Below are 16,242 nucleotides of genomic sequence, written 5' to 3' on the forward strand. Positions count from 1 at the left end.
TTTGCAAGGGGATCAGTCAATCAAGGCCACGCTTTTCACCTGGGCGAACACCTGCATGCCTCTTTCGATATTCAATTGATCAATGGAGCGACGGGTGACGCGGGCAAGAATGGTTTCTTCTCCCAAGGCCAGGCGCACCACTACCTGTGACGGCTCTCTGTCCACGTTGATATCGATCACTTTCACGGGAATGCAGTTAGAGATACTGCTCAACTCCGGCGGCTTCAGCGCCAGACTGACGTCCTTGGCGTGGATGCGCAGTCTGACTTGCTGACCAATCGGTCCCTGTTTGTGATGCACCGCCAAAACGCCTCCAGGAACGCCCAGTAGGGTTTGGTGATACTCCAGATCATGAGCCTGGATGTTAGCGTGCACGACGGCGCTGGCCTCCTCCAGATGCGCCAGAGGCAGATCGGGGCGGGTGAGCAGCTCGTTGATGGGGCCGCCGGCGCGGACGCCGCCATGGTCCAGCAGCACCAGATGCGAGGCCAGGCGCATGACTTCATCGGGCGAGTGGCTCACATAGAAAACGGGAATGTCCAACTGCTGAAACAGCTCATCCAGATAGGGCAGGATCTCTTCCTTGCTCTGCAAATCCAGGCTGGCCAGAGGCTCGTCCATCAACAGCAGTTTGGGGCTGGTGAGCAGGGCGCGGCCAATGGCGACCCGCTGTCGTTGCCCGCCGGACAGTGATTGGGTGTTGCGACCGATCAACGCTTCCAATTCAAGCCAGCGAATGACTTCTTCCGGGGCCACCCTGCGCTCCCATTGCGGAATGCGATGGTAACCGTAAAGCAGATTGTCCATGACTGAGAGATGCGCGAACAGGCTGGGCTCCTGAAACACATAACCAAGAGCGCGGCGGTGCGGTGGTACAAACAGGTCCGCGCTTTGCCAGATCTCATCCTTGATTTGCAAGGCGCCTTTTTCTGCTCGCTCCAGACCAGCGATAAAACGTAGCAGCGTCGTTTTGCCGGAGCCGGAACGGCCAAACAGAGCGGTGACCCCCTGGCCCGGTGTGGTGAACGCGACGTCCAGGGTGAAGTCGCCTTTGTGGGAGAAAAAGGCGGCGGAGATATCGTCGTTCATGCGATCACCTTCGCCGGCTTGCGGATAATCTGCAACGCCAGCAGCACCGTGAAGGAAAAGATCAGCATGCCGGCGGAGAGGATGTTGGCCTGGGTGTATTCGATGGCTTCCACATGATCATAAATGGCCACCGACAAGACTTTGGTTTCGCCCGCGATGGCGCCGCCGATCATGAGCACGATGCCAAACTCGCCAATCGTGTGAGCGAACACCAGCACGGCGGCGGTGATCAGGCCGGAACGGGATAGCGGCAGCGCGACGGTCATGAAGCGATCCCAGGGGGAGGCGCGCAAGGTGGCGGCGACCTCCAGCGGGCGGGCGCCGAGGGTTTCGAAGGCGTTCTGAATAGGCTGTACGGCGAAGGGCAGTGAATAAATGACGGAGGCGACCACCAAGCCGGGAAAAGTGAAGGGCAGTACGCCTAATCCCAAAGCCTGGGTAATCTCGCCAATCGGGCCTTTGGGGCCTAACAGCAGCAATAGATAAAAGCCCAGCACCGTCGGCGGCAGCACCAAAGGCAGAGAGATGATCGCCTCCAGCGGACGTTTGCTCCAGTGTCGGCTCTGCGCCAGACCCCAGGCGATGGCGGTGCCCAGCGCCATCAGAATCAGGGTGGTCAGCCCCGCCAGTTTCAGCGTAATCCATACCGCCTGCCAGTCGACCAGCCCCTGGACGCCCACTGCATTCATCTAATCAAGTTCCTTATGCCGGATATCGGGATGAAATAGGGCGTCATTATCGGCATTTCTCCTTATTCTTCAACATTGTAACCAAAGGATTCGATAATCGAGCGGGCGCGGGGGGATTTCAGATAGTCGATAAACGCCGCCGCCGCCGGATTATCCTGACCTTTGGCCAACAGGACGCCCTCTTGCCGGATCGGCGTATACAGCGACTGAGGAACCAGCCAGTAGGCGCCGGGTTCGGCATCATTCATGGCGATCACCTGCGACAGCGCGACGAACCCCAGTGTCGCTACGCCGCTGTAGACGAACTGATAGGTTTGCGAAATATTTTCTCCAAAAACCAACTGAGGGTGCAGCTGTTCGTATAGTTTGAGCGATTGCATGGTCTTGACGGCGGCGGCGCCGTAAGGGGCGGTTTTGGGGTTGGCGATAGCCAGTTTGCCTTTGTTAATCTCCAGCCACTGACGGCCATCTTCGCCCGGAACGGGGTCTTTGCTCCATAACGCCAGGCGCCCACTGGCGTAGACGAAGTCGCTTCCTTTAACGGCGACTCCGGCGTCTATGGCTTTTTTGCTGCGTACGTCGTCCGCCGCCAGAAATACTTCAAAGGGCGCGCCATTAGTGATTTGCGCGTAAAGCTTGCCGGTGGAGCCGAAACTGGGTTTGAGGCGGTGTCCGGTCTGCGCCTCGAAGTCCGGGGCCAGCGCCTGAATGGCGGACGTGAAATTGGCGGACACCGCCGCCAAAACCTCGCCTGCATTGGCCAGCGGCGCCAGAAACAAAGCGATGAATGTCGTCGCGATAGCGCGAACGAGAGTAAAGCGTGTCAACATGTACAGATCCTTTTCGTGTTGATCGGCCCTGCTTCACAGGGCGGCGTTGTTGGCGTGCGTCATTGATTGACCGCCAGAATGATATGGGACGCTTTAACGTAAGCCTGACAGGATGCGCCTTCTGTAAGACCCAGGTCCTGCAGACTTTGTTCCGTGATGACGGCGGTCAGTGTCCGGTCCCCGCTCAAGCGCACGCGCACCTCCGCGTTTACCTGACCGTGTCGAATATCGCTGACGACGCCGCGTAGACGATTGCGTGCGCTGAGTCTTAAGGTCTCATCCGTCGCCAGAATGACAAAGCTGGACTTGATGATCGCGCTTGCCGTGCGTCCCGGCGCCAGTCCCAGATCCTGAACCGATTCCTGGGTCACTACCGCCACCAGTTCCAGGCCGTCCCCCAGATCCAGAGTGACTTCCGCATTTACCGCGCCCGGCTGCACGCGACTGATCACTCCCCGAAACTGATTGCGTGCGCTGGTTTTCATCGCCATGGCCTGAAGCACTCCATGAATATCGTCAAAATCATCAATGTCCCGCTGTAATCGGCTTAATAAGGCGGAGTAATGCGCTTCCATCGCCCGATAGGCGGAGACCAGCTTGCGGCCCTGGAGCGTCAGGCGCGCGCCACCGCCTTGCTTGCCGCCGGTGGCGCGCTCCACCAGCGGACGCGGGGACAGATTATTCATTGCGTCCACTGCGTCCCAGGCGGTTTTGTAGCTGATGCCGGTCAGCCTGGCTGCTTTGGTGATGGAGCCGGCGCTGTCGATATGCTCCAGCAGGGCGATGCGGGAGCCCCCTTGCACGCCGCGTACATTCTGGTTTAGCCAGAATTCGCCGGCCAGCTCCAAAACCCTGGCGCTGTCGCTATTTCCACTCATGGTTGTTCATCCGGCGAGTAAGCCTCGTTCTGTTATTTGTCTACAATGCTAGCTGTAGCGAGCTACCCAGTTACACCGACATGTCAGATCCTGTGTCTCGCGGCATGCCGCTGCGCAGATGCTTCCTGACGTTTGTTTATAACTGCTGGCGTTGGTGGAAACCGGTGATCGGGCTCTCTGAAAAGCGTTATATAGTATTCTATATAACGATGATGCGATCAACTGTCATGTAAGCGGCGGCGCGGCATAGCGGGGAGGATAAACATTGCATGACCCTTTGACGACGCCGTAAACTTTGTGAAAAAAGAATGACTGATTCCGCCTTCGTTTGGCGCTTATATGCCTGATGTTTTGTCTAAAATTTAAGAACAGTGAAAAAGTAAATGGAACTCATCCTCAAAGTGACTAAATGTCCCCCCGGAAGCGACATGTCTGGGGTGACTGTTACCGTTGGCAAAGACGGCGCGACCATAGGGAGAGCGACCACGAACTCCCTGGTGCTGCCAGACGCCAACCGGTATGTATCCTCGGACCACGGACGGATCGAGTTCGACGGAAGTCGATACAGCTTTATCGATATCAGCACCAACGGCAGCTATTTGAACCATCTGGGGCACCCCCTTATCAAAGGTCACCCCGAACCGCTGAAGAACGGCGATCGCCTGATGCTGGGACAGTATGAACTGAAGGTGGAGCTGGCGGAGCCCAGCGACGATCGCACGCAAATGTTTGCGCCGGATTCGGATATTGAGGCGACCCGGATATCGTCCGATATTGCGTCTCAAACCGCTATGTCGGGGCTGGATGACTGGATTGGGTCCGGCCAGGAGCCCTGGCCGGTCTACCAGCATGCGGCGAACACCACCGCCGTGCCGCCAGAGCAGGTGGAGGCGGAGATGCAGGATGATCTGGAGCCGCAGAGCGCGGCGGACATGGATGACGGCATTCTGGACGCGGAAATCATCGAAGATGTGGAAGCGCCGACGCTGGTGAATCACGCTGCGCCGAGAGACTCGGACGCGGCGCTTGAAGAAGAATTTGAACCCGCTGCGGAGCCAGCTGCAGATGAAGCGGCCACGGCTCCCGAGCAGGATGAGCAAACAACGCAATTCAGCAAAAAGGACATGACCCCGGATTGGCTGACTCAGGCCCTGGGCATGATGACACTGACGGAAGAGGCCCATAAGCAGGTGGTGGATAAATCCATGGACCTGCTGAGAGAGGCGGTGGAAGGGGTGCTCACCACCTTGCGGGAAAAGCAGTCGTTGAAGAACGAGTTGCGTATCAACCAGACTCAGATTCGCGTGGCGGAAAACAATCCTCTGAAGTTTTCACCGACTCCTGAAGTGGCGCTGGAAAATCTCTTACTGAAGCAGGGGACGACTTATCTTTCCGCCGACGAAGCGATGAAAGAAGCGTTCGCGGATATTCGCGATCACCAGCGTGCGTTGTACAAATCCGTGCGTGGGCTGTATACCCGGATCATCAAGTCTCTCGATCCGGAGCAGATCGTCAAGCATATCGACAACAAGCATGGGCAGCCCTGGATTGGCGGCAATCATCGTAAATACTGGGATGAATACCTGAAAGCCTATAACAAGCTGCGCAAAGATGAAGAACAGGCGTTTCAAGGTAAATTCTCGGAAGACTTCGCCAACAGCTACGAGTTCTACTTTAATCAGCTCAAAGCCCAACGCAAGAACAATAAAGCGGACGAAGACGACCTGTAAGGCGTCATCTCATCGCTTATCTCCAAGGCGCTCGCAGTGCGGGCGCCGCCGTTCCGACAGGGTGGTCGGACGCACACCCTCCGTCGCCTCTCTCTTAACTGTTCTATACTTCTTCAACATGAAGAAGCCCCAAAGGGCGCAATCACTCTCTCCTGCGGTATGCGCGGTATCGCAGTACGTTGGTTATACGAACTGTATGTGTTCCTCGGGGCGAGACCTATACAAGAGAGGGAGAACACATCGTGAAGATTCGTCCGCTATTCCTAACCATTTTTGGCGTGATCATCGCCAGCACCCTTGCCAACTTTCTACTGGCGTTTTATTTGCGTTCGGAAGTGACGTCGTTGAAACAAACGACGGAGACCCGATATGCGTCCTACCAGCGGGCGGATGAGTTGCGGCAGAGTTCGGATGATCTGACCCGACTGGCCCGCACCTACGTGGTGACCGGCGATCCTAAATATAAGCAGATGTATCAGTCTGTGCTGGATATTCGTAATGGCCTTAAACCCCGCCCCCAGGATTATCACCGTATATATTGGGACCTGGCGTTGAATGCGGGGGATAAGCCCAAGCCGGATGGCGAAACGATCTCTCTGCAAAAGATGATGGAGAATCTTGGCTTCTCGCAAAAAGAATTTGATTTGCTCAAACAGGCGCAGAAGAACTCGGACGGCTTGGTGAATCTGGAAGTCGAAGCGATGAAAGCGGTGGAAGACGGTAGTTTGGAGCGCGCCAGAGAGCTGATGCATGGCCAGGATTATCATCGTGAAAAAGCCAAGATCATGCGTCCCATCGATGAGTTTTTCAAAGCCTTGGAGGCGCGCACCAGTCAACAACTTTCCGGGATTCAGAATGCGGTATCGAACATTATCCTCGCGTTGATCTGCTTCCTGATATTGCTGACGGTCGCGGCGGCGGCGGGATATCTGGTTGTGCTCAAGAAGATTGAACGGCCTGTGTTGAACCTGTATCGACTGATCGGCGATGTGGAAAAGAACGCTGATTTAACGCTGCGTTCAGATTATGGCAGCCAGGATGAAATTGGCATGATGGCTAAGGGGTTCAACAGTCTGGTTGGGCGGTTCAGGGATATTCTCGGCGACGCTCGCACCCTCATCCGCCACGTGGCGGATGACTCCTCAACGGTAGCCCGACTCACTGCGGACTCCAACGCCAGAACGGAGAGGCAGGCGAGTGAAACCGATATGGTGGCCACGGCGATTACGGAAATGACCGCCGCGATGGAGGAAATCGCAGCGTCGACTAATGAAGCCAAGACTTCCGTGACGGAAGCGACAGAATACACCTCGACCGCGAACGGGGTGGGGCGGCAGTCCATCAATAACATGACCCGTTTAAAAGCGTGCTTTGACGAGGCTTCAGGGCAGGTCAATGAGTTGTCGCAGGAGTTTTCTCAGATCGAAAACGTACTGCAAGTCATAAAAAGCATCGCGGAACAGACCAACCTGCTGGCGCTCAACGCCGCAATAGAGGCGGCTCGCGCAGGCGAGCAGGGGCGCGGTTTCGCGGTGGTGGCGGACGAGGTGAGGACGCTCGCCAAGCGTACGCAGGAGTCAACGGGAGAAATAGAGTCCAACATCGCCAAACTCAGGGAGGGTATGGATAATACAGTCAACTCTATGAACGCGGGGATTAGTGAAGTGGCTCGTAGTAGTGAATCTGTGGCGCAGACCATGACGTCGCTGGAACAGATTGCTTCCAGCATTGAAGTCATCAACAACCTGAGTCTGCAAATCGCTTCTGCGACGGAAGAGCAGTCAGCGACGATTGGCTCCATAGACCAAAGCGTTGGCGCAGTGAGGGATCTGGCGGAAGAAACCTCCGAGGATCTGCGCGCGCTGGAGGAAAAAGCGAAGTCCTTAAGTCAGATGACCCATGGCCTGCAGGATAAGATTCAGGTTTTCAAGTTGCCTTGAGGGGGGCCATTTCCAGTACTACGAATGTATTGCGGCCCTGGCGTTTGGCCTGATACATCGCCTCATCCGCCCGTGTGACCAGTTTGTCCGGCGTCAGGCCGCGTTCACCTATCGCCACAGCGACGCCAATGCTGGCGGTGATCTTGATCCGGCGGCCGTCTCCCAATGCGACAGGCTCTTGCAGGGCTTTATGAATCTTGCCAGCGATGTGGGCGGCGTCCTGCATCGGATGAGACACCGCCTCCAGCACTATCACAAACTCATCGCCGGCGATACGGGCGATACTGTCGGTCTTGCGCACCGCCATCATGAGTCGGTCCGCTGTAACCCGGAGCAGGATATCTCCCGCGTCGTGGCCATAGGTGTCGTTGATTGCTTTAAAATGGTCCAGATCCAAAAACATGATCGCAATGCCGGTGTGACTGCGGCCAGCGCGCTCCACCGCCAAGTCCAGCAGGGTCTTGAGCCCCTGTCGGTTGAGAGCCCCGGTCAGATGATCATGCTGCAGTTGCCAGCGCAATCCTTTTTCATGCTCCCTGTGCTCAGTGATATCGGAAATCATAATGAAAAAGCCGCAGACCTCACCATGACTGTTACTGTCTGGAATGTAGTTGCCTTCATAATAATGCTGCCGGCCACCTATCGCCTGTTGAAACTCGAAACTTACATGCTGCCCACCCAGGACCTTCTGAATATGCGGATAGGCTGCTGAATACCTGGTCTCTCCCAGAACATCGGCGATAGTGCGCCCATGCAAGTCCTGGGGTTCCAGACTGAACCATTTTTTGTAGACGGCGTTGTTGAACTGGTAGCGCTCCTGTTTGTCTGCATAAGCCACCAATACGGGCAGGTTGTCGGCGATGGTTTTCAATTTACGCTCGCTGGCGCCTAAAATTTTCAGGGCGTCGCTGAGTTCTTCAGTGCGATGGTGAACCCGTTGCTCCAGCGACTGATTCAAGTGAATCAGCTCCTGTTCCTGAGACGTGATGTCCTCCATCATGGCGCTGAAAGATTCAGCCAGATTGACGCCCTCCCGGTAGAGCGCCTGCGGCGGCGGCGTCAAGGTGCGTTCTTTGGTGAAGCGCACGGCGGATTGGGATAACAGGGAAAGTGGCTGGGTGATCCATATCGAAGCGGACCAGACCAAGGCGATAAACAATGAGCCGAACAGCAGTCCCCATAGCAGTATCTCGCCCTGCAGGCGCTGAATTTCGCTAAAGGCGGCGTCCACATTCTGGCGAATCAAAATACGCCATTGGAAATCTTGCAAATGATCAAAGCCGTTGCTGACAATCATCGCGTTGAGAAACTCACCCTCCCCAGGCCACTCACTCACAAACGAGGCCGACTCAGCGCCGGTTGTGAGCGGCAGTTGGATGGGAAGAGGCGCTTGCGTCAGGGATGGCGGTCCCATCAAAACAGCGCCTTCGTCGTCAATAATCAGCGCCTCCGCAGGGTGTCGTTTTAACAGAGGTTGCAATATCTCCGAGCTGAGCTGCTCAGCCCAATCCCAGCTTAAGTGAGCCCCCAGGACGCCCTGCACTTGGCCGTCAGCGGATTTAATGGGAATGGATACGTCCACAAACCGCCAGGGTTCCTCCCGAGGTGGCATCAACTTGGCGAGCAACACCGCTTTGTGTACATCGCCGAAGAAAGGCGCGATCAAGCCGTGCTGGAACCAGGGGCGAGCGGATACGTCTGCGCCTTCCAACATTCCCCCTGCGCTCACTTGAATCTTGCCTTGCATGTCGGCGTAACCGATCCAGGCGTAAAGGGGAAATTGTTGCTTCAGCTCGCTGAGCCAGACTCGCGCCAGCGCTTTATTCTGCAGCAACGGGCCGTCAAAAGTGGTGATAGAAGCGGCGGTGGAAAGGTCGAGGTAACGCTCGTAGAGACTGCGATCAAGTTTATCCGCTACTTGGTAGGCGACGGCTTCGATTGCCGCAGATTGTTCACGCACCAGAGTCTCCCGCGCCAGACTGCCTATGACGCCGGTGAGCAGGGCGGTAAGCGCGAACATCAGAAAGCCAAAAACCAGCGTCAAGCTTGCTTTCAGCGGCAGCGCCTTGATTTTGGTGCGGCCATTGAGGGGCATGAGGTTGCTTTAGCAGTCAGTTATTTGTACAAACTTCTAATGCCCCAGTTGCATTTTGCTTCGAGGAGGGGCGTTAAATGAGGCTTTCAGAAAGCCTGGCGCCGACCTTAATAATCGAACGGCGTTGTTTATAGCCTAGTTGTCCGCGCGCTAAATACAACTGTTTTAGTCAAGTATTCCGGTTGTCCGTTAGTTGAGACGCAGGCACGGCTTTTTCTTATTCCCGTACCCAGCTCCTGGGCTAAAATGGCCGGCTCTTCGCGTGCTGGTGTTTGGGAGCCTGAGGTCATCCTTTGCTAGACTGAAATTAGAGGGCAGCGCCGCGAAACAGCCTGTAACGAAGCCGATGAGAATCCCGTGTCATTGATGCCGCAAAGTAGCCGATCCCTAGTCAAAATTCCTGTGTCCGAACTTCAGGTCGGCATGTATGTGGCCCAACTGGACCGTCCCTGGGAGGAAACCCGGTTCGTCTATCAGGGCTTTTTTATTTACGACTGGCGTGACATTCAGGAACTGCAGACACAGTGCGAGTTCGTCTACGTGCAGTCGGAGACGGAAGTGGTGGAGGAAGAGAAAACCGTCACGGCCCCCAGCGGTAAAAAGGTTATCACCCGGGTCAAAAAAGAAAAGACCCGTTTGGTGCACAAAGTCCCCGCCTATCGTGAGCTGACCAAAGCGACCCATTCCATGGGGCAGGCCAGGCAGACGATTCATGATGTATTCCGCGCTGTGAAGCTGGGGCGAGATATCGATATGGAGGCAGTGACTGTCGCCGTGACGGATATTGTCGACAGCATCATGCGTAATCCTAACGCGCTGCAATGGCTGTCTCTGATCAAGGACAAAGATGATTACACGGCGGAGCATTGCCTGCGGGTCTGCGTGTTATCCATCATCATCGGACGAGAGATGGGGTTCAACGAATCTGAAATGGTGGACATCGGCGTTTGCGGCATGTTGCATGACGTGGGCAAGGTCAAGGTGCCGGATGAAATTCTCAATAAGCCGGGCAGTCTGGACAAGGATGAGTTTGAGATCATGAAGCGGCACTCCCAGTACGGCAGGGATATTCTTATCTCGCTGTCTTCCGCCCCCAAGAGCGCTGTGGATGTCGCCTACAGCCACCATGAAAAAGTGGATGGAACCGGCTACCCGCGCGGTCTGGCGGCGCATCAGATCCCGCTTAAGTCGAAAATTGTCGGCGTGGTGGACGCCTATGACGCCATGACTTCCGCCCGGGTCTATAAAGATCCCATGTCGGCGCTGGAGTCTTTGCGCATCATTTACGACGTTAGAGGCAAACACTTTGACCTGGAAGTGGCGGAATTCTTCATCAAGACCATGGGAGTGTATCCGGTGGGCCATATCGCCGAACTCAACAGCGGCGAAGTGGGAATCATCGTGCGCTCCAGCAATGAACATCGCCTTAAACCCAAGGTGCTGTTGGTGCTGGATGAGAGGAAACAGCAGCGCAAAGAAACCATTATCGATCTCTCCATTAACTGCCTGACCGATGCAGGCAAGCCGCTGCGCATCAAGGAAATCCATCCTAACGGAGCCTTTGGCGTGCGCCTGGAAAATTATGTGAAGAAAGGGTTGCGACTCGCCGAGTACGACGACTGAGCCGCATTGGGCTCAGGCGTTCTCCACCTCGACTTCCTTCGCCTTCTTGAATTCCGCGACCATCTGATGACCCTTGAGCGCAGGCCCGGACAGAGCGCTTAACGCCAGTTTGCCAATAAGAATGAGGGTAGCTGTGGCCAGGGCGTCTAGAAACCATATCATTGGCGTTGCCAGCCATGTCGTGTCGAATGTCGGCCTGAAAGCCTCGCCCAACGTCGTCATTCCCATCAGGCCGTGCAGCGCCAGGGCGATCCAGAAACCGGAACAGTAAGGGCAACGCCAATCTTCGTAGAGTTTCGCCAAAGGGCGGGGCAGGCTCGCAACAATGCGATTAAACCAGGTTCCCCATTCCGGCAGCTTCTCCCATACCAGCAAATAAATACTCAATCCCACCAATGCGGCTGAAAAATCCATGACTTCGCGTCTCCCGATACTTCACTGAAAAATGAATCAACAAGAACAGGATTTATGATGCGGCGCGAGCAGAGAATCTGGTAGGGCGCGGCTTGGGGGAAAATCGGCTTATTTTTAGATTTTCAGCAGTAAGGCCTGAAATCGATGTCAGTTTATCTGGTTGTATTGATGGCTTAATTGCGATGGCTTTTCATCTGCATCAGTTTGCTATTTGTAATATTTAAATGGCAGTTTACTTGAAATATATAAGTGAGGATTAATCCTCTCAATAATTAGGTAATTACCGGAATAAATTCATGAAATATCTGTTGAATGTTCTGTGTTAAATGCCTTCAACTGCATGAAAAATATGATTTTTATGAAATATTGTTTTATTGGGAAGGTTTAACTTATTACTAAATAGTAATATTGTGAATTTATTGCCGGGAAGCGGGGTTGAGGCATAATCAGGAAATTGCCGATTAAACAAGCTGTTAATATAAATTAGAAAATATAGGACTGCTTATGCCAGCTAACTTTACCTCAAGAGATTTACACTATAACGGCATAGATCGCCGGTCTGGACCTCGCCGCATCAATACCGATCGACGCACCAGCGTCCGTTTTGAACCGGGGAATCCGGATCGTCGTCAAATCGCTGGACGTCGCGCAGGAGAAATAGGCGGCTGGGCGAGGACCACGTTGTAATTTTCAGCCATCATCCGCTGAGGTATCGGTGGCGGCTTATTCCGCCTCGTAGGTGATGAGCCGGTAGCCGACGCCCTGTTCCGTCACCAGAAAGCGGGGAGAGGAAGGGGCGTCGCCCAGTTTGTTCCTCAGTTTAGCCACCACAATGCGCAGGTAATGCGTATCTTCTGTGTGCGTCGGCCCCCAGATTTCCGCCAGCAGTTGCTGTTGCGTCACCACATGGTCGGGCGTGGCCGCCAGTCGCGCCAGTAGTGCATATTCCTTTTTGGACAGGTGGATGTCTTCACCGTCCAGAGTCACCGAGCGCTTCACAAAGTCTATGATCAAGCCGGCGGAACGGTAGATGCCGGCGGAAGGACGCAGCGCAGTGGGGTCGCGATCGCGCAGCAGCACTCTGATGCGGGCGACGAACTCGCGAATGCCGAAAGGCTTGGTGACGTAGTCGTTGGCGCCGTTATCCAGCGCCTCCACTTTTTCCGCCTCCGAGGAGCGCACCGACAGCACTAGCACCGGTGTTCGGCTGGTGCGCCGCAATTGTTTTAGCGCCTCCTGGCCATCCAGGTCCGGTAACCCCAGGTCGAGTACGATCGCGTCCGGCGTTTCCGTGGCCGCCAGCATCAACCCTTCCGTGGCGGAGCCCGCCTGCAATACCTCATAGCCTTCCGAGCGCAGGCTGATGCGCAGGAAGCGCAGTATCTGCGGTTCATCGTCGATAACAAGAATGCGCGGTTGGGTGGCGGTCAATGAAATAGGTCTCGTTGTTCAGGAAGAGGGCCAGAAACCGCAGGAGGATATAGTCCCGGATGTAAAAGCTCAACAAGCGACAGTGTATCGAAGGGGTATTGTCACTCAAAGGGCATAGTCTGACTTGCCTATGTTTTTTCCGGTATAGCTTTGCATAATGCAGTCTTCTGGAAAACGATTTCATAATTGCGTCATGGTGACGGTGCAAGATAATCGCTATCGATAACAGGATGAGGGAGGTCGCCGGGTCGTCGCTGAACAGGTAGAGGCGATCGCTATGGAAGGGACGTTTGTATAGAAAAAGTGGCGACTCGGGTCTAGACCCAACACCCGATACTTTTTTACGTGATTTCATATCATGATTGCCGGAAATAGAGACATATTGCGCTATTTGGCGCAGTGACGCCGGGTCTGAATACTTAAAAAAAAGAGTGTATTCCAGATCATTTTTTACAAACCGGCGCTCGCAAACTAGACTGCTTTTATCATATGAGCCCACGCAGGCGCGCATCCTTGCCGGGGCAGGTGAAAGGGTCGATTCAACGCGTAAAAAATTTTACGCATAGTTGAAAACGTTTTCAAAACTGATTAAAAAATCCTCGCTCCGTCAGGGGGATCATAAAAATAAAACGCGACCAACGTCCTGCCTACGATGAGCGATGCGGCTGACGTGAATCGGAATGGCGAAGTAAGGAGAAAGAGTATGACTAAACTATCGGTATGGAGTTTGTTAAGCGGATGCGCGTTGATATCCGCTCAGGGGATGGCGCAGGAAAACTACGGTGAAGCCCTGCAGAAATCCATTTACTTCTATGAAGCCCAGCAGTCTGGCGCATTGCCGGACTGGAATCGCGTTGAATGGCGGGATGATTCGGCTGTACAGGACGGCGCCGATGTCGGGCATGATCTCAGCGGCGGCTGGTACGACGCTGGCGATCACGTCAAATTCGGTTTTCCCATGGCGGCGTCGGCGACGCTGTTAGCCTGGGGCGCGGTGGAATACAGGGACGCTTACGCCCAATCCGGTCAGTTGCAACACATCCTCAATAATCTGCGCTTTGTCGCCGACTATTTCGTAAAAGCCCATACAGCCCCGAATGAATTGTGGGGACAGGTCGGCAATGGCGGCGCCGATCACGCCTGGTGGGGCTCCGCGGAAGTCATGCCGATGGCGCGTCCCTCTTATAAAATCGACGCCAGTTGTCCAGGGTCGGATCTGGCGGGAGAAACCGCCGCTGCGTTGGCGGCGATCGCCATGGTTTTCAAACCGGTGGATAGTGCATACGCCAATACACTGCTGACCCACGCCAGTCAGTTGTACGAGTTCGCCAATACTTATCGCGGCAAATACTCCGATTGCATTACTGACGCCAGCAGTTACTACAAGTCCTGGAGCGGCTATCAGGATGAGCTGGTCTGGTCCGCGCTCTGGTTATATCGGGCCACCGGCGAAGCCAGCTATTTACAGCAGGCGAAACAGGAATATCAGAAGCTGGGTGGAGAAGGGCAGCAAGACGTCAAAGCCTACAAGTGGGGGCATGCCTGGGATAACAAAGCCTACGGCTCCTATGTTCTGATGGCGCAGATCACAGGGGAGGCCGGCTATCAGGCGGATGCCGAGCGTTGGCTGGATTACTGGACGACGGGCTACAACGGCGAGCGGGTGAACTACACCCCCGGCGGTCTGGCCTATCTGGATGTGTGGGGCGCCAATCGCTACGCCGCCAACACTGCTTTTATTGCGCTGGTTTACGCCGACTTTTTGAATAACGCCGGCATCAAGGCGGAGAAAGCGCAAGCCTATTACGAGTTCGGTCGCAGTCAGATCGAATACCTGCTGGGGAACAATCCGGCGGGGGTGAGTTATCAAATTGGTTATGGCGCCAACTACCCCGCCAATCCGCACCATCGCACCGCCCATGGAACCTGGACTAATAACCTGCGTACGCCGGAGCAGTCGCGACACTTGCTGGTGGGAGCCTTGGTGGGCGGGCCTGACAGTAACGATAACTATGCGGATGATCGCGGCGATTATGTGAAAAACGAAGTAGCCACGGACTACAACGCCGGCTTTACGTCCGCCCTGGCGCGCCTCTACCTGGATTTTGGCGGCGACCCTATTCCCGACAACGCTTTCCCGCAGGCGGAAGCAAAAGACGAAGAGTTTTATGTCGAAGCCAAGCTGAACTCCAGCGGTCCTCGCTACGTGGAGATCGCCGCGCAAGTGCACAATCACAGCGCCTGGCCGGCGCGGGGCAGCGAACAGCTGCGCTTCCGCTATTGGGTCGACCTTTCCGACGAATTCGCCGCCGGTTATGGCTTGCAGGACATCAAAGTCACCACCGCCTACAGTCAGGCGACGGAGGTGAGCGGTCTGCAATCCTGGGGAGATCCTGAAGACCATATCTACTACGTGGACGCGTCATTCCAGGGAGTGAACATCTATCCTGGCGGACAGTCGGAATCCCGCAGGGAAGTGCAGTTCAGAATTTCGTTGCCGACTAATACCAACGCCAGCGAGTGGGGCAACGAAGGCGATCCGTCCTGGGACAGCTATGACGGCTCTTATAAAAAGGCGAGCAAAATCGCTCTGTATGACGGCGCTGAACTGGTCTGGGGCGAAGAGCCCGGCGCAGGCTGCGGCGGCGACTCCGGCGTCAATTGTCTACCCCAGGCGCAATCGTTGAGCGTGAGCACGGATATGAATGAAGCGCTCGACATCGCCCTGCATGGCGAAGACAGCGACGGCTCCATCGTCGCCTATGAATACACGCAACCCACCCATGGCGTCGTGACGGGAACAGGCCCAGCGGTCACCTATATGCCCCATGCCGGATACCATGGCCAGGATGCGTTCACCTACACCGTATTGGACAACGACGGCGGACGCTCACCGCAGGCGCAGGCGCAGGTTGACATTAACGTGGAAGCGCCCGATCTGCCGGCGGTGGAGATCACTGCTCCAACGGGCGGGCTCGAAGTCAGACCGGGGCAGTCCTTCTCTGTGCGCTATCGTTTGGAAAACGCGGCTGGCGTGCGCCTGTATCTCAATGGCGATGTCGCTGGAGAAGGGGATGCGTCCGGGGTGATTGAGGTTACGGCGCCGACAGTGGAAGGAGAATACAGCCTGAAACTGGTTGCGTTGTCCTCGGATGGTCAGGAAATCGAAGACGCCACTGACGTGATCCTCATCAAAGTCGCCGAGCCGGACGCAGGCGGGGATGTCTCCTGCAGCGTCGGCGGGTTGAATGTCTGGAATACCGGTTATGTTCTGGGCGACGTCAAACTCGTCAATAACGCTTCATCTTCTATCAACGGGTGGGAAGTCGTTCTCACCTTTGATGAACCCACTTCCATCGTGAACCTGTGGAACGGGGACTACACGCTGTCTGCGGACGGTAAAACCCTCACCGTGAAAAACATGCCATACAACGGTTCATTAGGGCCCGGCGCCGCAACCAGCTTTGGTCTGCAGGGCGTCCATGACGGAAGTTTCTCACCGCCAACCTGCACCGCCAGATAA

12 protein-coding genes are annotated in these 16,242 nt (G+C 55.4%); 5 read left to right on the forward strand and 7 right to left on the reverse strand.

The window, feature by feature from the left end; all coding sequences use genetic code 11:
• Positions 1 to 12 precede the first annotated feature (12 nt).
• From modC to O5O45_RS06205, 4 genes are all read right to left on the reverse strand, one after another.
• Complete coding sequence (gene modC, locus O5O45_RS06190; RefSeq protein ID WP_305904375.1) at positions 13 to 1,089, reverse strand: molybdenum ABC transporter ATP-binding protein; 1,077 nt, start codon at positions 1,087 to 1,089, stop codon at positions 13 to 15.
• Positions 1,086 to 1,778, reverse strand: coding sequence for a molybdate ABC transporter permease subunit (gene modB, locus O5O45_RS06195; protein WP_127969824.1), 693 nt, complete (start codon positions 1,776 to 1,778; stop codon positions 1,086 to 1,088). The genes modC and modB overlap by 4 nt, the downstream gene beginning before the upstream one ends.
• A gap of 62 nt (positions 1,779 to 1,840) precedes the next feature.
• Positions 1,841 to 2,608 (reverse strand): molybdate ABC transporter substrate-binding protein, encoded by a 768-nt coding sequence (gene modA / locus O5O45_RS06200; protein ID WP_305904376.1) that lies wholly within the window; start codon positions 2,606 to 2,608, stop codon positions 1,841 to 1,843.
• Between the two features lie 59 nt (positions 2,609 to 2,667).
• Positions 2,668 to 3,486, reverse strand: a complete 819-nt coding sequence (locus O5O45_RS06205) for a TOBE domain-containing protein (RefSeq protein WP_305904377.1) — start codon at positions 3,484 to 3,486, stop codon at positions 2,668 to 2,670.
• A 383-nt stretch (positions 3,487 to 3,869) separates the two neighbouring features.
• On the opposite strand from O5O45_RS06205, the gene tagH reads away from it, so the two are divergent.
• Positions 3,870 to 5,216 (forward strand): type VI secretion system-associated FHA domain protein TagH, encoded by a 1,347-nt coding sequence (gene tagH / locus O5O45_RS06210; RefSeq protein ID WP_305904378.1) that lies wholly within the window; start codon positions 3,870 to 3,872, stop codon positions 5,214 to 5,216.
• Positions 5,217 to 5,458: 242 nt separating this feature from the next.
• The gene (locus tag O5O45_RS06215) at positions 5,459 to 7,156 is read left to right on the forward strand and encodes a methyl-accepting chemotaxis protein (RefSeq protein ID WP_305904379.1); all 1,698 of its coding nucleotides are present in this window, start codon (positions 5,459 to 5,461) and stop codon (positions 7,154 to 7,156) included.
• On the opposite strand, the gene O5O45_RS06220 is transcribed toward O5O45_RS06215, so the two are convergent.
• Positions 7,143 to 9,251 (reverse strand): diguanylate cyclase domain-containing protein, encoded by a 2,109-nt coding sequence (locus O5O45_RS06220; protein WP_305904380.1) that lies wholly within the window; start codon positions 9,249 to 9,251, stop codon positions 7,143 to 7,145. The genes O5O45_RS06215 and O5O45_RS06220 overlap by 14 nt on opposite strands.
• Positions 9,252 to 9,617: 366 nt before the next feature.
• Between O5O45_RS06220 and O5O45_RS06225 the strand changes: the two genes are divergently transcribed.
• A complete protein-coding gene (locus tag O5O45_RS06225; protein ID WP_371747999.1) occupies positions 9,618 to 10,874 on the forward strand; it encodes an HD-GYP domain-containing protein in 1,257 nt (418 codons plus the stop codon).
• Positions 10,875 to 10,886: 12 nt separating this feature from the next.
• Here the strand turns inward: O5O45_RS06225 and O5O45_RS06230 are convergent, their stop codons facing one another.
• Positions 10,887 to 11,288, reverse strand: coding sequence for a hypothetical protein (locus tag O5O45_RS06230; RefSeq protein ID WP_305904382.1), 402 nt, complete (start codon positions 11,286 to 11,288; stop codon positions 10,887 to 10,889).
• A gap of 504 nt (positions 11,289 to 11,792) precedes the next feature.
• Here O5O45_RS06230 and O5O45_RS06235 point away from each other — a divergent pair.
• Positions 11,793 to 11,975, forward strand: coding sequence for a hypothetical protein (locus O5O45_RS06235; RefSeq protein WP_305904383.1), 183 nt, complete (start codon positions 11,793 to 11,795; stop codon positions 11,973 to 11,975).
• Between the two features lie 36 nt (positions 11,976 to 12,011).
• Here the strand turns inward: O5O45_RS06235 and O5O45_RS06240 are convergent, their stop codons facing one another.
• The gene (locus tag O5O45_RS06240) at positions 12,012 to 12,719 is read right to left on the reverse strand and encodes a response regulator (protein ID WP_459077239.1); all 708 of its coding nucleotides are present in this window, start codon (positions 12,717 to 12,719) and stop codon (positions 12,012 to 12,014) included.
• Between the two features lie 703 nt (positions 12,720 to 13,422).
• Between O5O45_RS06240 and O5O45_RS06245 the strand changes: the two genes are divergently transcribed.
• Positions 13,423 to 16,242, forward strand: a complete 2,820-nt coding sequence (locus O5O45_RS06245) for a glycoside hydrolase family 9 protein (protein ID WP_305904384.1) — start codon at positions 13,423 to 13,425, stop codon at positions 16,240 to 16,242.

The organism is Hahella sp. HNIBRBA332, from assembly GCF_030719035.1.
Lineage (GTDB): Bacteria > Pseudomonadota > Gammaproteobacteria > Pseudomonadales > Oleiphilaceae > Hahella.